We start from the raw sequence: 18,027 nt of genomic DNA on the forward strand, positions 1-18,027 counted from the left end.
GCTTGTCGGCCACTTCAAGGCATAGAAAGCAAGTYTCTATGCCTTTCACAGGCTTATTTTTAAAGGGTATTTTAGGAGTCACAATGAAAAAAAGTTTTTTAACAATGGTTTTGCTTTCCCTCCTTTCTGGGTGTGCATCTGAGCCTAACGAAACGGCAAACCAAACACTTACAGAGAGCAAACAAGTAAACGAGCCACAACAAGATCAGAATGTCACTGCAAACGACCTATATTTAAAAGCAACTCAGCATATACAGAATGCAATTAAGGCTAAGACGTACTCACAGGCGCTTGAATCATATGCGGTTGCTATGAATCATCTGGATGTTATTACCTCGAGATACCCCACATCTAATATTGCAGTGAGCTTATTTTCGGGTCAAAAAATGACATCCGGCCTGACATTGGCAAAATGGTTAGAGTTAGGAGACGCGCTCAAGCCATTAGCGGCAGCGGAGCATGACCCTTTGGCAGCAGCACGGCTTATGGTCGAAGCGAGGGGGGGAAATACAGATAATAAAGCTATGACATTGATTAACCTTGCCCAAAAACACTTCAAAGCCGGAAGGAAAAAAGAGGCTGTTCAGCTCCTTTCTCAAGCTCGTAAGGCGGCCAGTAAAGACAAAACCGTGTACGAATGGTCTTTTATATCGACGGTGTATGCGGAGAACGGGCTATTTAGCGAGGCGCTTGAAATTGCCAACGAAATGGAGGCGCAGCGATCAAGCCATATAGGGCAGGCGTTGCGTAATATCTCGGTTGAGTATGCGGAGAACGGGCTATTTAGCGAGGCGCTTGAAATTGCAAATAAAATCAATGAGGCCCTACCTAAAACAGCAGCATTGATAAATGTAGCGGTTAAATATTCGGAGGCTGGACAGAAAGAGCAGGCGGACTGGACACTGTACCAAGCAACCAACTGGGCTAAAACTATCGACAAGGTTTCATACAAAAACAGTGCCCTGCGTGAAATTGCGATCACATATGCGAAAATCGGAGAGTACGATCGAGCAGTTCAAAAGGTCAGTGCAATAGACTATACAAGCGATAAGATCTTCGCATTGAGGGGTATAGCTGTACAGTATGCGGAGAATGACAAGAACCCTGTGCCTTTGTTATCTCAGGCTGTTGAATATGCAAGGAAATCTGCTGGTGAAGAACGTTATTTTGATGAAGATACTTATTTGAGAGATATTGCGATCACCTATTCCCAAATTGGATTGTTAACCCGCGCAAAAAAAATAACAAATGAAATTGATAGTCCATCCGACAAGAGGAAAGCGCTATCTGAAATTGCGCTTAGATATGTTGATTCTCAAATGCTGCCTCAGGCATTTGAAACACTCAATACGGATGTTTCAAAATACGATCGGGATAGGATTAAGATTGTCGCTTTGAGCAAGCAGGCCAAAGCTGGTAGTTTTGCGTATGCGTATGAATTGGCAAGGGAAATAACTGGCTCACTCTCAAGAGAAGAGGCTATAGCTGAGCTTGCTGTCGGACATGCCGCGAACGGTCAATATCTTGAAGCGGATAAAATGATTGGTGTGCTTGAGGATGGGTACGCCAAGCAAGGCGGGTTGAAACGCATTGCGGTCGAGAAGGCTAAAGCTGGAAATGTATCAGAGGCACTTATTACGGCAAACCAAATAGAGGACGTATACAAAAAGGCATTGTTGTTTGCTGATATTGCGAATGAGAGCAAGCAAATTAAGGTGTCTAAGTCTCTTGTGCTGAGTAACATCGTTCAGGAGTCACACCCGATAAGTTCATTCTGGGGCTAAGAAGAAACCAACCTATAGAGCCGCTCAGATTGATTCTGAGTGGTTTTTGTATATTGCTAATACCAGTTTGTGAGGTTCCCTCCCTCACATCCTTAAATCCCTTCCTAGGCATTTACTATCAAATTCAGCGTGTAATGATCTTATGACGGGGTCTGGGTGATGCCATACCCTAGCGTTACCATCAAGACTCTTAAAAGAGATTCTAAAAAATAATTTCTTACTTCTGATTGGTTGTGTGGCAGTGTAGTGGCATAGTTAATTTGGCCACCTGCTTAGAGGTGATATCATCACCTCAGAACTGAACAGGTAAATTTTACTCATTCAAATACAGCTCTGCCATCCCATCCAAACGACTCTTTACTTCTTTCCAGTTCGGCATCACTTGAGTCAGCAACCGCCAGAATCGTTCACTGTGATTATGTTCTGCTATATGACAAAGCTCGTGCAGAATCACGTAATCGATACACTCTTTAGGTGCCTTAACCAAGTGAGGGTTAAGCATTAACGTACCTTTAGCTGAACAACTGCCCCATTGCTTTTGCATTGGCATAATACGAAAGCTTGGAATACCGTCTACCCAAGTCGCTTGTGGCAATAGATAGCTTAAACGTTCATGAAAAATACGCTCAGCTCTCACCTTGTACCAGTTATTCACTAGCGCTTTCACCATCGCAGTTTTGTCATCGTTAAACTTGGTTAATATAACCAGCAACTTCCCACGATCCATCTTTACCGTATGGAGTGCATCTCTGTCCTCGACCACTTTAAGTACATATCGCCGACCAAGGTAAAACTGCATTTCACCACTGACATAATGCTTTGTCTGTACATATTCTTGATGCGCACGAAACTCAACCAGTGCATCCCAAATCCATTTAGCACGTTTCATTACTGCTTCATGAATATCCGTTTTATCAGCATCCTCTGGCGCAGTAACGACAACCTCACAGTCTGGATGAATACGGATGGTGATTTTCTTTTTCTTGCCTTCAGGGAAGGTTTTACGCACAACTTCGTAAGAGACAGCTTCATCACCATAGATGAAGCCGTATTCCTCTTTTATGCGCTCTTTTGAATTAACCGATGTCATTATTGATTAAGACCTGATAGCCCTAAACGAGTAATTTGAATCACATCTACAATCAAAGCCTGTGCTTTCTCGATGCCTACATCACCGTACAGTAACGGCAATAATCCCAGATTAATTTTATTCTCAATCTCTTGCGGATTAATCGAGAACTCAGCGACAGACTTTCTTACCACTTCATCAATTTGGATTGCATAGCTAACGCATTGGTCTTCTGTTAGCGGTAGTGGTTCACCCAACTGTTTAAGGAACAATCCATAATAGGCTTGAACATGACGCTTAATTTTTGGATCTAGTGCATCGAAGCGGTCAGTCGGTACGCCTTCTACCTTGCGCTCTTTTACCTGCTCTTCAAAATCAGCGAATAACATGTACTGTTTAACGGGTGCGTCAAACATCTCTTTGGTTTTCTCAATCGCTTGTTTCAGCAGCTTAGAGAAATACTCTTGAGCATAGGGGTCATCAGCTAGGTCTTGCTCAATTATCTTGGTGATACGACCGGTGATCTTATCTTTCTGATTACGAGCTTCATCATCTGTCATCTGCTCTGGTTTGGCATCTTTACCCATATTGCCAACTAAATAAGCGCCTTTAGATTCTTCAATATTAACGCCACCAATATGCTTATCGAGTAGAGTTCGAATATCATCAGCATACTCATCGTAATCAACCGTTTCTTCCGCATCTTCTCGAACTTGCTTACGAAGCTGACACATCATTTTTAGCGTGTCTTTATACAACTGGCGCTTATCATCAAAACTTTTATCTTCAAAGTAGGTTGCGGATTGCAGAGCGACTTTCATGCAGTTGGTGAAAGTGGTGAGTGCCGAATAAAACTCGTCACGCTTTTTCAAGTTAGTATCGGTAAGCTGGCCATCTACCGTATCAATCTTAGGGGCTAGAACTTGGCGTAAAGCTTGTCCGTCTTGTTTGTTCGCCACACCATCAAAGATCGCCCATAGTTCGGAGTACAAACCTGGTAGCTTCTTGTATTCCGTATCCATGCGGTTGTATAAACCTTGAAGGTCATCAATATCAAAACCACCTAGCGTACGTTCTGCCAAATCTTGATACTTCTCAATGGTTGCATCGAGTTCTTTTAAGATGCCACGATAATCAATCAAGTAACCAAACTGCTTCTTACTATGAAGACGGTTAACACGGGCAATCGCTTGAATAAGATTATGTTGTTTTAATGGTTTGTCGATATAGAGAACGGTGTTCTTAGGTTCATCAAATCCGGTTAATAGCTTATCAACCACGATCATCAAATCAGGCCCTTCATCTTTACCAAATTCAGCAATGATATGTTTGGTGTAGGCTTTCTCATCATAGTAACCTTCAGACAACACGTTTTCTTTCCACCAATTCTGTACCAAGTCAGTACTTTCAGTATCAACGTTATCATGCCCCTCTCGTGTATCTGGCGGTGACATGGCAACCACTGAAGTCACTTTACCAATCTGATCTAACAACATCTTATATTGGATGGCAGAAGCTTTAGAATCGCAAGCCAACTGTCCTTTTAACCCTTGCTGCTTAAAGTTTTGGAAATGATCTGAAATATCATGAGCAATCAGTTCTAGGCGGCCTTCAGTTTGGTAAATCTGACCTTTCTGGGAAAACTTTCTCTTTAAGTCAGTACGCTGCTTTTCAGATAACTTATCGGTAATGCGGTCAAACCAAGCATCAATAGCTTTATCGTTAGTGCTGAGTTCAGGGATACGTTCTTCATATAACAATGGTGTGACGGTTTTATCTTCGACCGCTTGCTGCATGGTATAGGAATGAATGATCTTACCGAATTTATTCTCGGTCTTATCATCTTGCAGCAGTGGTGTCCCCGTAAATGCAATGAATGCAGCATTGGGTAAAGTTTGCTGCATTCGAACATTGTTTTCACCATTCTGACTACGGTGTCCTTCATCCACCAAAACAATCATATCTGGACTATCGTTGTAACACTCTGGCATCTCAACCGCTGTACCAAACTTATTGATGATAGAGAAGATAATACGCTCATTACCTTTACCAATTTGCTCAGCAAGGCGTTTACCCGTGGTTGCCATCGCGTCTTTTTTATCTTTATCTGACAGAGCACCACCAGAAGCAAAGGTACGGGCAAGCTGGTCTTCTAGATCTACTCGGTCTGTTACAACAACCACACGGCATTTAGCGAGTTCTTTTATCCAGATAAGTGCTTTGGATAAGAACACCATGGTAAATGACTTACCTGAGCCTGTTGTATGCCAAATCACACCGCCATTACGCGCACCTTTATCATCGAATGAAGTGATACGCTCAACCAATGCCTTAATACCAAAGACTTGCTGATAACGAGCAACTATCTTGCCAGCCTTTTTATCAAATAAGGTGTAAAGCCGTGTCATTTCCAATAAGCGGTCATGACGAAGTAGAGAAACCAATAAACGATCTTGGTCTGTCACTACCAAGTCACCGCCAGCAATTAACGTTAAATATTCATCACGCACTTTAGCGGGGCGGTGGTTAAAGATGGCATCGAGTTGAGTGGACGAAAGTGACTTGTTCTTTAACCGAATGAACTCAGCCTCAATGGTTTCTTCTTCTTCTTCTTCTTCTCTCCACTTAGCCCAGAACTTTTCAGGCGTACCACAAGTCCCGTATAAACCTTCGTGACCATTGACTGAAAGCAACAACTGGCTATAAGCGAATAGGTGAGGAATTTCATCGACCTTCTGGTTACGGATATTTTGAGAAATTCCTTCCGATACCGTTGGTTTACCTTCTGTCGATGAATCAGGGCGTTTTGCTTCAATCACGACCCAAGGTAAGCCATTCACAAAACACACTACATCAGGGATGCGCTTACCTGTGCCGTGCGTGTTTTCGACTTCTAATTCTTCGGTGAAATGATAAACGTTATTCTCCGGCGCTTCCCAATCAATGATTTGAATGGTTGGATTGGCTTTTTTACCATTAACAAATTCAGTGACACCAATGCCGTAAGTCAGCACATTATAAAGCTTCTCATTGGCAGATTTTAACCCTTCATTCATTGCGGGTGATGCTAGCTCGTGAACGATTTTATCAATAGCTGCAGTCGATAAAGGGTACTCTTTACCCATGAATGCGAAGGTTTTCTTGGTCAGAATTTCACGCAAGACCTTGGGTAAAATCACCGTCGATAATCTACCACGTTGCGCCAAACATTCACTGGGCGGAATGAACTGATACCCCAAATTTGTTAACAAGGTAAGCGCAGGGATTTTGGCACTTTGTTCTTCTTTAAAATTCGCGATAGGTTGCGACATGGTGGTGTTATTCCTTTCAGAGCCAAGAGTAAAAGCGAGTATGAAGTAGAATTGATAAACAAAACGCAGCCATTACTGACTGCGCTTAATGGGACTATGCGGCTACGGTTTCTTCAACCAACACTCGTCGCTTACCCGTCAACAATTGCTGCATCAGTGCCTTTTTCTCTTGCTTAAGGTGCGAGAGTTTAGCAGCTAATACTTCGATTTCATTATCGGCAGCAGTTAGGACTGAGGCAATTTTTTGTTGTTCATTAACTGGTGGTATTTTGAGATGTATTCCTTTGAAGTCCTTGAGAATAATTCTTGGTACACCTGATCCTGATGTAAGTACCTTTCCTACAAAAACTTTTATATATTCTTGAGAGAAGTACTGGGCTATAAAGTCAGGGACAACTTTATTTAATTTTGGTCTTAAAAGAGCAATAGACGATAGAATAACGCCTTCAATTTCATTTTTTACGACAAAACAATATTTCAAAATTGAGCCATCTTTGGCGATCAATATATCGTTTATATCTGGTTTACAATTTTGCTTTACCAAAGAGTCAAAATCCGATTGGCTTATATGTCTAGCGCTATTCTCTGTAAAACCCCTTGGAGACATGTCTTTGACAGAATACATTGGATAGCCAATATCCACACTTTTGGGGCTATGGTGAGCACCATCTGTTATTTTTGAACAAACATCGCCTAACTTTATCTCTTCCCACTCCCCCTCAAATGCCTTACCCGTATCTGGATTCACCAAGCGCTTATTACCCGTCAACAACTGCTGCATCAGGGCTTTTTTCTGCTGCTTACTGGCATCAATCAGCTTTTCTGTGGTCGCAATCGCTTTATCCCAAGTCGAGAGGGTTTTGGCGATTTTGCGTTGCTCTGGAAGAGGCGGGAGAGGTAAAATTAAACTACTAATATCCCCTAAGTTAATTCGCGGTAACAGACTAATAATTAAACGTAAAAACTGTTTTTTTGCCAAAGGGTTATTTAACAAGTAACAATAATAAAAATTATCAGCGACTTTATCGTTTAACTCAATCTTAGCTACAGCTGCATTACTATTACATATGCCTCTTTCACCACGATAAACCACAGCCTTACCTAATGCAGAACCGATTTTTGAAAAAAGAATGGTGTCTTTATCTACATATGATTTCTTAAGTAATTTATGGACGTCTTTAGAAATATATTGTGTACTCGACCAATCAATTAAACCTTCTTTAATCATTTCTGACTTTATAAAGGAAGTGCCATCATCTAGAAAAGTGATTAACTTTGTACTAGAAAAACTACCAAAGTCGCGAATAGGATTCTGATAAATATCCTTGAAATGTATGTAAGACCAGTCATTTGGAATTCTTCCAATTAACTTTTGAGCTAAAACAGAGTTATTTTTCATAACCCAATTCCTCTAGGTATACCGCCATCTCAGCTTCAAGTTCTGTCAGCTCTTTTTGCAGTTCTAAACGCTCACTACGCACTGCCACTAAATCAATCTCAGCTTCTTCTTCAAAGGTATCAACATAGCGAGGAATATTCAGGTTGTAGTCGTTCTCAGCAATCTCTGCTAACGTGGCTAAGTAAGAATACTTATCGGTGGTTTCACGCGCCTTATAGGTATCAACAATCTTCTGAATATTTTCAGCTTTTAATACGTTCTGATTTTTGCCTGATTTAAACTCACGAGAGGCATCAATGAATAATACTTTGTCGTCAGTCTTCTGCTTTTTAAACAACAAGATTGCAGCAGGAATACCTGTACCAAAGAACAGCTTTTCAGGTAAGCCAATCACAGTATCTAGAAGGTTTTCATCAATCAGTTGCTTACGAATTTTACCTTCGGATGATGCACGGAATAGCACACCGTGAGGCACCACAACACCCATACGACCAGTTTGGGGTTTTAATGTTTCAATCATATGCGAGATAAACGCATAGTCCCCCTTGGTTTTAGGCGGTACACCACGACGGAAACGACCATAGTGATCGTCGGCTGCATCTTCATGACCCCATTTATCTAAGGAGAAAGGAGGGTTAGCTGTTACCACATCAAAGTGCATTAAGCCGCCAGTGTTATCTTGCAGCTTAGGATTACGAATTGTATCGCCCCATTCGATTCGGTGGTTATCTTCCCCATGCAGGAACATGTTCATTTTAGCCAATGACCAAGTAGAACCAATCGCTTCCTGACCAAACAGTGCGTATTGCTTAGAACCAGCAAAATTGTTCTGAACTTGTTTACCACACTTCATCAATAGTGAGCCAGAACCACAGGCAGGATCACAAATGGTATCGCCTTCTTGCGGTTCAAGGATGATAGAAAGCAAGTCTGATACTTCAGCAGGGGTATAGAATTCACCCGCCGACTTACCACTACCCGCAGCAAAATGTTTGATCAGGTATTCGTATGCGTTACCAATCACATCAAGCGAACCAACACGACTAGGACGCAGATTTAAAGTCTCTTTACCGAAGTCTTCTAAGATATGACGAAGGATGCTGTTCTTCTGCTTTTCATCACCGAGCTTATCAGTGTTAAAGCTGATGTCCTGGAAGACGTTCTTTAACTTAGTGCCGTTAGCTTCTTCAATGGCATGTAGAGCTTGGTCGATACGTGAACCATTACCGGCTTCATGACGGTGTTCGTATAAGTCCCAGAAGGTTGAACCCGTTGGAATTTTGAATGACTGGCTTGCCATCATCGCTTCAATCATGGCAGCGTTATCACCAAACTGACCTGTTAGCTCATCGACCTTGTCTTGGTGAACATCTGAAATATACTTCAAGAACAACATCGTCAAGATAAAATCTTTGTAGATAGATGGGTCTACTGTACCTCGGAAGGTGTCACAAGCAGCCCATACCGCTTTGTTGATCTCGTCTTGGTTAATTTTTGTATGTGGCATCGTTTCTCTCAATTAGTTTTCTGTTGAATTCTTGATTAAATCGTTAGCGAGAGCATTCAGTTGCTGCTGACGGTTGTTTATAAGCTTATAAAGCAGTGCATTTTCTTTAATGCTCGCAGCATTGAGCTCAGCGATGATGTGTTGTGTTCTCATATCTGGCAACGCAATGGGCGCTGCGGCAAGTACAGGCTTTCGAATACTTATCTGATGGCTGCCTTCTGCACTACGTTTGAGATAGCTTTGAACAGGTGCTTGGTTTATCTGCCAAGTCAAAAACTCTGTATTGAGTTTGTCCTTGTATTCAGGCTTTACGCGCAATAAAAATAAGCTAGGGGCACAGGTCGTTTGTGTCATGCTCTGTGGCACGTAGCAGGCGATATGGCGCGCACCTTTACTGCTAAATAGAACATCCCCTTGTTGCAGCCAGTCTGCCTCTCGCTTACCTGTTAGCTCGGTCACGATCAAATCATCGGTCAGCAGCTCACCTAAATCAGAAATATCTTTCGCTTGAACAGCTCTGACATTGCCGCTTGGAATATCACTAATTGCCCCACGAAATGGATAACCCGCTTGAATGGTAACAAGCTCTGATAGAACGACATTTGTTGTTAAGTGATCATTGACGCTCTTAAGCATTATGAACCACTCCAATGTTTAAACGGACCGCTATTTTGACATGTTAGCGGTATACATCAATAAAATTAGCAGTAATCGTATGATGCAAATTAAGTTTTGACAATAAATCCAAAAAAACCTAGGATTTAATGCAGTAATTGAATGGTGCGGTTGGTCTTGATGGTTAATGTCTTTAAACAATCAGTGAATATTGGCGAGTTACCTTACTTTTCATCTTTAGATGCGGAGCCTCTTCGTCGTGTCGATTTTCATCAAGATCACCATGTAGACAAATTCCCTCGGCTTCATTCTGTTACTCGTATCGCAGATGTGCTGGAAATGAATCTGTTCTTGGATCACCGTTACAAAGGTATTTTTATGCCACCCAAAAGAGGCGGTAAAGCCAATAGCCTTGGTGGCGTGAGTCTATTGACCATCAATTCCTTAGCCTATTCACTAAGCCTGTTTCTTCAATGGTTAGAAGATCATAATGTGGCTTGGCAGGAAGTCATTGCAGTTGCAGCAACAGAAAAAGCGAAGTACTGGCTCCCTGTCTACCGATTTCGTAAACATCTGATCCATCGCGTTGAAAGTAAAGAGATAGACCGAGATACCGCTAACTTATATATGAATCACATCCGTCAATTCTACGAGTGGGCATTAAAACAGCGCCGTATTGAGAAAATCCCGTTCGAGTACAAAACCAAGATCATCAAAAAAAAGCGCAAAGATGGTGATATTGATTATTTATTTGCTGTTTCGTATGCCGAAGAGCGTGGTATCCCTGTTACGACAACCGATCTGCTCATCCCCAAGAAATATAAGCAAAAGAAGTTTGATCATGGTGAATTGGCTCCTTATACCCGTGAGGAACTGGAGCTGCTCTATTCGAGCAAGGAACTAACCAAACCAGCTTCTCGATTATGGATTGAACTGGCGCATTTATGCGGCTTAAGAGCTGACGAGGTTGCCAGTTTCCCTGCCAATAAAGTACAAGACCCAACGCTCAGTTCAAAAAAGCTCTTTCATATTGCGATAGTGGGTAAGTTCGATAAAAGACGAACCATCATGGTTTCAGAGCAGCTTATGCGCTCGTTATGGAACCATCTTAACTCACCAGAGCGTCAGTATCGTCTTGCTAAATGGCAACTAGAACACGGTGATGTTATCGATGCACCGCTATTTCTAAACCGTTCCGGTCGAGCAATCTTGGCGAAATCTGTTGGAAATGTAATAGCCAAAGTACGGAAGGAGTTGAAAGCACAAGATCTTGTGTTAGAACGTGATTTTCACGACTTGCGCTCGACGTTTGCAACCAATCTTGCGAAGTTTATGCTCAAGAAGAATCTGCCTTTGGGTTTTATTCAGTACAAATTGATGCAGCTATTAGGGCACAGCAACTTTTCTACCACACAGAAATACATCAATTTTGCTCAATCGGAAACGTTTGATAAGCAGATGGCGAGTTGGGTAGATAAGCTTTTTGGTGAACACTTACCCAGTCTCCATGATGACTTAGTGACCTTGCAAGGGGATGAATAGCATGGATAAATGCTTTATAGATCTTCCTGATGGTAAAATAGAGGTTACAGAAATAATTGCAATTGCCCCTAATTTGCAAAGTGAACTTCAAGCGCTAAGTAAGACTCCATGTTACCAAGGGGTAAATCGTAAATCTCTGACTTCGATAAGTTCTCGTTTCAGGAACTTTGTTCGTGTAATTTGGTATACGCTGACACAGGTCGAGTCTGAATCTCTAGTTCAACATGGCCTCAATGCTTATGTAATAGATGGTTTTAAACTTCTCAAAACTATCGCTCAGAGCGATCTCAAAAAAGAGTCCTTACAAGCCTTAATATATGCGTTAAAAGTATTTACAGGCTTAGATATTTCAAAAAGTGACTATAGTGGTGGGATTTATATTGAGCTTCTCGTTGGTCTAACAGATATCACGAAAATAGTTGCGATTGCTCCTAATTTACAAAGTGAACTACAAATACTGAATGAGACACCACATTATCGTGGAGTAAACAGTAAATCTCTGGCTTCTGTAAGTAAGCACTTTAGAGTATTTGTTCATGCAGTTTGGTATACGCTGACACAGGTCGAGTCTGAATCTCTAGTTCAGTATGGGCTCAATGCTTATGTACTTAATGACTTTGCACTTCTCAAAGCCTTCGCCCAGAGCGGTATCAGAAAAGAGCCGCTGTATGAGTTAATATTTGCGTTAAAATTGTTCACAGGGTTAGACATTTCAAAAAGTGACTATCGTGGTGTTGTTCATCTTGAACTACCCGTTGGTCTAACAGATATCACGAAAATAGTTGCAATCGCCCCTAATCTGCAAAGTGAATTACAAGCGCTGAGTGAGACCCCGAAGTATCGGGGGATAAATAGTAAATCACTGGCCTCGGTAAGTAATCACTTTAGAGTCTTTGTTCATGCAGTTTGGTATACGTTGACTCAGGTCGAGTCTAAATCTCTCGTTCAGTATGGCCTCAATGCTTATGTACTTGATGATTTCGCACTTCTAAAAACGGTCTCTCAGAGTGATATCAAAAAAGATCCGTTGAAAGAGTTAATATTTGCGTTAAAACTGTTCTCAGGGTTAGATATTTCAATAAGTGACTATAGTGGTGGTGTTTATCTTGAACTACCCGTTGGTCTAACAGATATCACGAAAATAATTGCAATCGCCCCCAATCTGCAAAGTGAACTTCAAATACTGAGTGAGACACCTCATTATCGTGGAGTAAACAGTAAATCTCTGGCTTCTGTAAGTAAGCACTTTAGAGTCTTTGTTCATGCAGTTTGGTATACGCTGACGCAGGTCGAGTCTGAATCTCTCGTTCAGTATAGCCTCAATGCTTATATAGTTGATGATTTCGCACTCCTCAAAGCAGTCGCTCAGAGCGATATTAAAAAAGATTCGCTGAATGAGCTAATTTTTGGGTTAAAACTATTCACAGGCTTAGATATTTCAAAAAGTGACTATGATGGTAGTGTTTATATAGATTTTCCCGTTGGTAAAGCAGAAATCACGAAAATAGTTGCGATTGCTCCTAATTTACAAAGCGAACTTCAAGTATTGAGTGAGACACCACATTATTGGGGAGTAAGCAGTAAATCACTTACTTCTGTAAATAAGCATTTTAAAATATTAGTGCATGCAATTGAGTATACGCTGACGCAGGTCGAGTCTGAATCTCTTGTTCAGCATAGCATGAATGCTTTTGTACTTGATGATTTTGCACTTCTCAAAGCAGTAGCTCAGAGCGATATCAAAAAAGAGCAGTTGAATGAGCTGATATTTTCGCTAAGACTGTTAGAAGGAACCGAATATAGCAATGATTGTTCGGCCTATATTGATCTTCCCGTTGGTAAAGTAGATATCACGAAAATAGCCTTAATTGCTCCTAATTTGCAAAGTGAACTCCAAGGATTGAGTAAGACCCCAAATTATCAGGGAGTAAATGGAACGTCTCTTACCTGTGTAAGTGGCCGCTTTCGAGTTTTCATTCGAGCGGTTAGTTTTACCCTAATACAGGTCAAATCTAATACCCTCGCAAAGCTGGGGCTCACTGCATATGTAATTGATAATTATGCACTTCTAAAATTAGTAGCTCTGAGTGATATTAAAAAGTATGAATTGCAAGAATTGATATATGCACTAAAGCTGTTTACTGGATTAAATATCTCAAAAAGTGATTATAGCGGTGGGGTTTATCTGGAGCTTCCCATCGGTGAAACTGATGTTACCGATTTAGCTGCTTTTTCTTTTGCAATAATTGATGATCTGAAGCGAATTATAGCTAGTAAGCGATATCAAGGGGAACAGGGTCATAACTCTAAATCAATGATCTCAAGGTATAGAAGCATCCTTACGGCTCTTCGTTATATTATCGCCCACTGCGACCATGCCAATTTATTACAAAATGGCTTCCAAGGTTTTAATCAAAATAACTTTATACTACTTAAAGAGGCTTTCCTGAGCTCGATGCGCAGTCGACTTTTTAAGGAGCTGGTCATTTCTATAGAAACACTCTTTGATTTACCTGTATTGCGTCACCAGTATGAGCCAAATCTACTTCCTTTCTATTTTGAGGAAACGGACAAGTGGCGGAATATTGATGCTAATGATCTGGCAGGAGTTGCCCCTTACTTATATCAAGAGTTGGCTATTATGTTGGATTCGGAAATGTCGCTATTACCTGAAAAACCGTACGGTATTGAAACTTTACATACGCGATTTATTAAGTTGAAGCGTTTGATTAATAATTATTTATTACCGAATTTTACCAATGAGTTAAACACGTCTGGAATAAAAATACTTGGAGAGAATAATAACAAGATCCAAAAACGGTTATTTCAAGAAATCCAAACACAAGTACAGAACCAAGAAATATCTATACGAACGGGAACTAGCTATTTCGAAATCATTCGTTGGATTATGGCGTTTAATAATCAAACACCAACTGATGCGTTTCGTATCTCTTTCAAACGCTATCAAAAACATGCCAAACGTCAGCAAGTAGAAAAAACTTATAACGACAATGAGTTAATGGAGTTAGTGTTTCATTTAGAGAAAGCAATTAATGAGACTCAAGATATCAAAGCATTAGTGATGCTGTATTTTGCAAAAATACAGCTTAAGACCTGCTGGAATACTGCTCCCATGTGCGATTTGGAATTGTCTGATATCAAAGAGATTGAACTTCCAACAGCAAAGAAAACGATGACTATCATGGTGCAAAAAGCCCGCAAAGGTTATGACGTTGATACATACCATCTTGATGGTCGGACAGTAAATAGCGTGATGATTGATCTGCAAAAAGTAAAACAACTAACGGAACAGGTTCGGGATAACAATAATGAGGTGGGGGCCAAATACCTATTTATCTATAGAGAATATAGCATTCTCAAACGAGTGGAATGAGCGAGGGTGATTCCTTTCATCAATTCTCTACTTGAAAATCAAGGTTGCTCAATAAGATATAACTCGCAACGAATTCGTAAATCTGGTGCAAATCATGTGTACCGAGAAGTGGCTAAAAACTTGCGGAAATATAAAGATCGGATGCGTCACAGTTATGCCACTTTTATGAAACACTATCAGGAAGTTGATGAATCCAAGACAAATCAAACACTGCATGAAGCAGTAAGCACGATGCAGAAGTATTTTACGGGACGAGAGATTGAGAGTGACATTGTTATATTGACGAAAGATGATCCCATACTACAAAAAACACCTACAGGGCTATGTGCATCACTAGGGTGTGACTCTGAATCAAATCAATACCACAAAGAGCACCGTTTGCTGCATCAAAAAAATGATGTTGCCACCCAGTGGTGCAGCGATTATTTGGCATGTATCTGGTGTAAGCACTTTAGAACTGTTGCTGACCCAGAACACGTATGGCAACTACTTAGTTATCGAGATTATGTGCTGGCTGATATGTCAGCTAGTGTGTCTAACCTAGACCAAAACGAAGAACAAACAGAGGCAATTGAAACGCTCAAAGCGCGTGTAGAGCAGATTTTGACTCAACTGAAAAACCGTGATGTTAAAGCCGTAGATGTTGGTGCAAATCTACAAAATGATAAGGGAATGCATCCATTTTGGGCGTTTGCAATTACATCGTTCGAGGCTTAGGAGAGTAATGAAATGAATGTATTTTCAGAAGTAATAGAAAATATACTAATTATTGATGGTTCTATCCGTATTATTCCGTATTCCCCTGAAAAGCATGATGCACTTAATACACTTCAGCTTTGGAAAGTTAAACGGAGTAACGGGGAAAAGATTAGCCTTTATTCTGATTTTTCATGGTTGGCAGATGGTCAACAATCTACAATCACGTTCCATAATGCGCTTCCTAAACTTGCTCATGAATTACGTGCGTTGACATTAGGGATGATTACTCACGGTGCTGGCCAAGGAATGGAACCTGCCAAATGGAGTACTACATATAGAATTATTACACAATGTAAGCGTTTTGGAATCTGGTTATCTGACAATAACATTGAATCCCTTTCAATGTTAAATTCAATACCGCATTTACGACTCCGTCACCTCATATTAAAATATTTAGCATATTGTAATGCTGAAATAAAAATCCATGCTGCTCAAGGGTTGTCGAGCGCTCTGTATTGGATGCGAATGTATGGCCTTATTACGTTACAGCCATCTTTAGACTTATTTGATGAATTGCTTGCGCCATATTTATCTCAAAAGGAAACATTAAGGCAAAAGCATTCTGTTATTCCAACTCGAATCATGAAACTGATTTTATCCGAATGTGAAAAACAAGTTGAACTAGCAGAGGAGTATTTTAATAAATGGTATCAATTACAGATATCCATAACTCATCGAATAACTTTGTTAAGTCAATCGGAAATCAAAATAAATGATTTAAATAAGATGTTGTCAGATAACGAAATAGCTGAACTTGAACAGCTTCATAGTCATTTTAAAGAATTAAAAAGTTATGTATTCATACTTGTGATTGCATACTCTGGTATGCGACATAGTGAAGTGATGGCGTTATTAGATAATGCTACGTTTGAACGGAACTGTGAATATTATATCCGATCGAAATTATTCAAAACAACTGATGGTCAACAAAGCCTAGAGTGGGTTGTAAGTAAGGCAGCCTATGATGGTGTGAAACTCATAAGTAAAATGAACAGTATTTACCGTGGGCGAGCTAAGATACTGCATCAATTTTTTGTAAAGCACTTACCGGATAAGTATCGTATTAATTTTGAGTATGGTCTGGATAATTTATCTCTTTTCAATGTAACGCATAATAGATTATCTGTAAGGTTTAGTAATATACCAAAGGTGGCTAACTTTAATAACATAAATAGGTTATTTATTATCCCGGTGACACAGGAAGATATTGATCAGTTAGAGCGCCTTGAATGTAATGTTCAATCTGTCGCACACAATCATAAAGGATTTAGGAAACCATACCGGGTAGGCACACCTTTTAATTTTACCTCTCATCAATTCAGACATACTTTTGCTTGGTTTATTGTGGCTAATCGTCTGGGTGATTTGGACGATATTAAATACCAATTCAAGCACTTAGAAAACAGTATGACATTGGTTTATAGCCATCGTGGCTATGATTCCATGGAAGAGTTATTGAAATTAACGGACAGCTTTGAAGAGTACCTAACAACTCAGGCTATGTCGGATATGGTCAATGCCGCAGAAGATGGCAAATTAGCAGGTCGTGGCGGGCAAAAGTTTATAGAAAGATTACAAACACTTTTGGGTGAGGATTTCGAGTATGGTTCGTCTCCGCATTTTGCCAACATGCAGGAATTATTAACCTTTACCGCTAAACATTCTTCTAATTTTCGAGGGTTATCCCATGGCTACTGTACGAAGGGAACCAGTTGTAAGGTACGAAACGCGGCTGACCCTAGTCATTGTATTAACTGCGATTCCTATATAGCAACACCAAAGCATTTACCCCATTGGAAGGTCATCAAGCAACGTTGTGAGAAGCAATTGGCAGCGTTTGATCAGTTTCCTGATGAGATGAAACCAAGATTTTCGTCGTTCAAATTAGCACTCATTGATAACTTACATGCAGCTGACTCAGTAATTGAACAATTGGAAGTAGCAGCGAAGGAGGCATAATGGAAGAAACAACCAAATCTCAGATAGAACAAGTGATAGAGGCGATGATTAAGTCTGGCGAAAAGATTAATGTCAGCCGAGTCGCTGCCAAAGCTGGAGTCTCCAATGCTTTGATTTACAACCGTTACCCTGATTTTAAATTTAAAATCAATCAAGCAAAAGAGCAACAAAAGTCCAAAGCACAACAAATCAGCTCAACAACAGAAAGAGAAAGCCTCAAGGCAAAGTTGACTAAGTGTAAGCAAAAACAATCAGAAGCAGAGTTAATGGCCCTGTCTTATCAAAAGCAAAATGTTGAGCTGTGGGAGCACATTCAACAGGTCTATGCGATGTATGATCAGGTGTTAGCAGAAAGAAATGACTTTGCTGAAAGATTTAAATTTTTGGAGTAACAAACCACCAATCAGCCCCTCCATCAGTAGTCCATAATCAAAGAAAATTCAGTTAAAAGTGTTACAATCTTAATCCATTGATACATAGGCAAAGTAACACTTTTTAAAATCACCTAGATTCCATTAACTATACGCCACATTGAATAATTTTATGCTTCTCTAAAGCGACAAGCTGACCCTGATCGATGGTCGTTGTGCGGCAGAGATCAGAAATTTGGAAGTACTCAGGCCAGCTCATCAGGTTATTTCGCTCCATCGACGATTATTGGGGAAGGTACTATTTGATAGTTTTGCAA

At 40.4% G+C, this 18,027-nt stretch carries 11 protein-coding genes; 6 read left to right on the forward strand and 5 right to left on the reverse strand.

Going from position 1 to position 18,027, the window contains the following annotated elements:
• Window positions 1-83: 83 nt before the first annotated feature.
• Window positions 84-1,784 carry a tetratricopeptide repeat protein gene (locus tag L4D76_RS21550; protein ID WP_428442934.1) on the forward strand — a complete coding sequence of 567 codons (1,701 nt, stop codon included), beginning with the start codon at window positions 84-86 and terminating at the stop codon, window positions 1,782-1,784.
• A gap of 313 nt (window positions 1,785-2,097) precedes the next feature.
• Here L4D76_RS21550 and L4D76_RS21555 read toward each other — a convergent pair whose 3' ends face one another.
• From L4D76_RS21555 to L4D76_RS21575, 5 genes are all read right to left on the reverse strand, one after another.
• Window positions 2,098-2,874, reverse strand: coding sequence for a M48 family metallopeptidase (locus L4D76_RS21555; RefSeq protein ID WP_428442935.1), 777 nt, complete (start codon window positions 2,872-2,874; stop codon window positions 2,098-2,100).
• Window positions 2,874-6,164 (reverse strand): type I restriction endonuclease subunit R, encoded by a 3,291-nt coding sequence (locus tag L4D76_RS21560; protein ID WP_428442936.1) that lies wholly within the window; start codon window positions 6,162-6,164, stop codon window positions 2,874-2,876. Before L4D76_RS21560 ends, L4D76_RS21555 begins: the two co-directional genes overlap by 1 nt.
• 94 nt (window positions 6,165-6,258) lie before the next feature.
• Window positions 6,259-7,563, reverse strand: a complete 1,305-nt coding sequence (locus L4D76_RS21565) for a restriction endonuclease subunit S (protein WP_428442937.1) — start codon at window positions 7,561-7,563, stop codon at window positions 6,259-6,261.
• Window positions 7,553-9,070, reverse strand: coding sequence for a type I restriction-modification system subunit M (locus L4D76_RS21570; RefSeq protein WP_428442938.1), 1,518 nt, complete (start codon window positions 9,068-9,070; stop codon window positions 7,553-7,555). Before L4D76_RS21570 ends, L4D76_RS21565 begins: the two co-directional genes overlap by 11 nt.
• A gap of 12 nt (window positions 9,071-9,082) precedes the next feature.
• Window positions 9,083-9,706, reverse strand: a complete 624-nt coding sequence (locus L4D76_RS21575; protein WP_428442939.1) for a restriction endonuclease subunit S — start codon at window positions 9,704-9,706, stop codon at window positions 9,083-9,085.
• Window positions 9,707-9,847: 141 nt separating this feature from the next.
• Between L4D76_RS21575 and L4D76_RS21580 the strand changes: the two genes are divergently transcribed.
• The 5 genes from L4D76_RS21580 to L4D76_RS21600 are packed head-to-tail and all read left to right on the forward strand — an operon-like array spanning window position 9,848 to window position 17,731.
• The gene (locus L4D76_RS21580) at window positions 9,848-11,227 is read left to right on the forward strand and encodes a tyrosine-type recombinase/integrase (RefSeq protein ID WP_428442940.1); all 1,380 of its coding nucleotides are present in this window, start codon (window positions 9,848-9,850) and stop codon (window positions 11,225-11,227) included.
• A 1-nt stretch (window position 11,228) separates the two neighbouring features.
• Complete coding sequence (locus tag L4D76_RS21585; protein ID WP_428442941.1) at window positions 11,229-14,621, forward strand: hypothetical protein; 3,393 nt, start codon at window positions 11,229-11,231, stop codon at window positions 14,619-14,621.
• 6 nt (window positions 14,622-14,627) lie between these two features.
• The gene (locus L4D76_RS21590; RefSeq protein WP_428442942.1) at window positions 14,628-15,338 is read left to right on the forward strand and encodes a hypothetical protein; all 711 of its coding nucleotides are present in this window, start codon (window positions 14,628-14,630) and stop codon (window positions 15,336-15,338) included.
• Window positions 15,339-15,350: 12 nt separating this feature from the next.
• Entirely contained in the window at window positions 15,351-17,339 is a 1,989-nt protein-coding gene (locus L4D76_RS21595; RefSeq protein WP_428442943.1) for a site-specific integrase, read from the forward strand.
• The gene (locus L4D76_RS21600) at window positions 17,339-17,731 is read left to right on the forward strand and encodes a DUF6262 family protein (RefSeq protein ID WP_428442944.1); all 393 of its coding nucleotides are present in this window, start codon (window positions 17,339-17,341) and stop codon (window positions 17,729-17,731) included. The genes L4D76_RS21595 and L4D76_RS21600 overlap by 1 nt, the downstream gene beginning before the upstream one ends.
• Window positions 17,732-18,027 lie beyond the last annotated feature (296 nt).

Origin of the sequence: Photobacterium sagamiensis, from assembly GCF_050337085.1 — a bacterium.
Taxonomy (GTDB): Bacteria; Pseudomonadota; Gammaproteobacteria; order Enterobacterales; family Vibrionaceae; genus Photobacterium; species Photobacterium sagamiensis.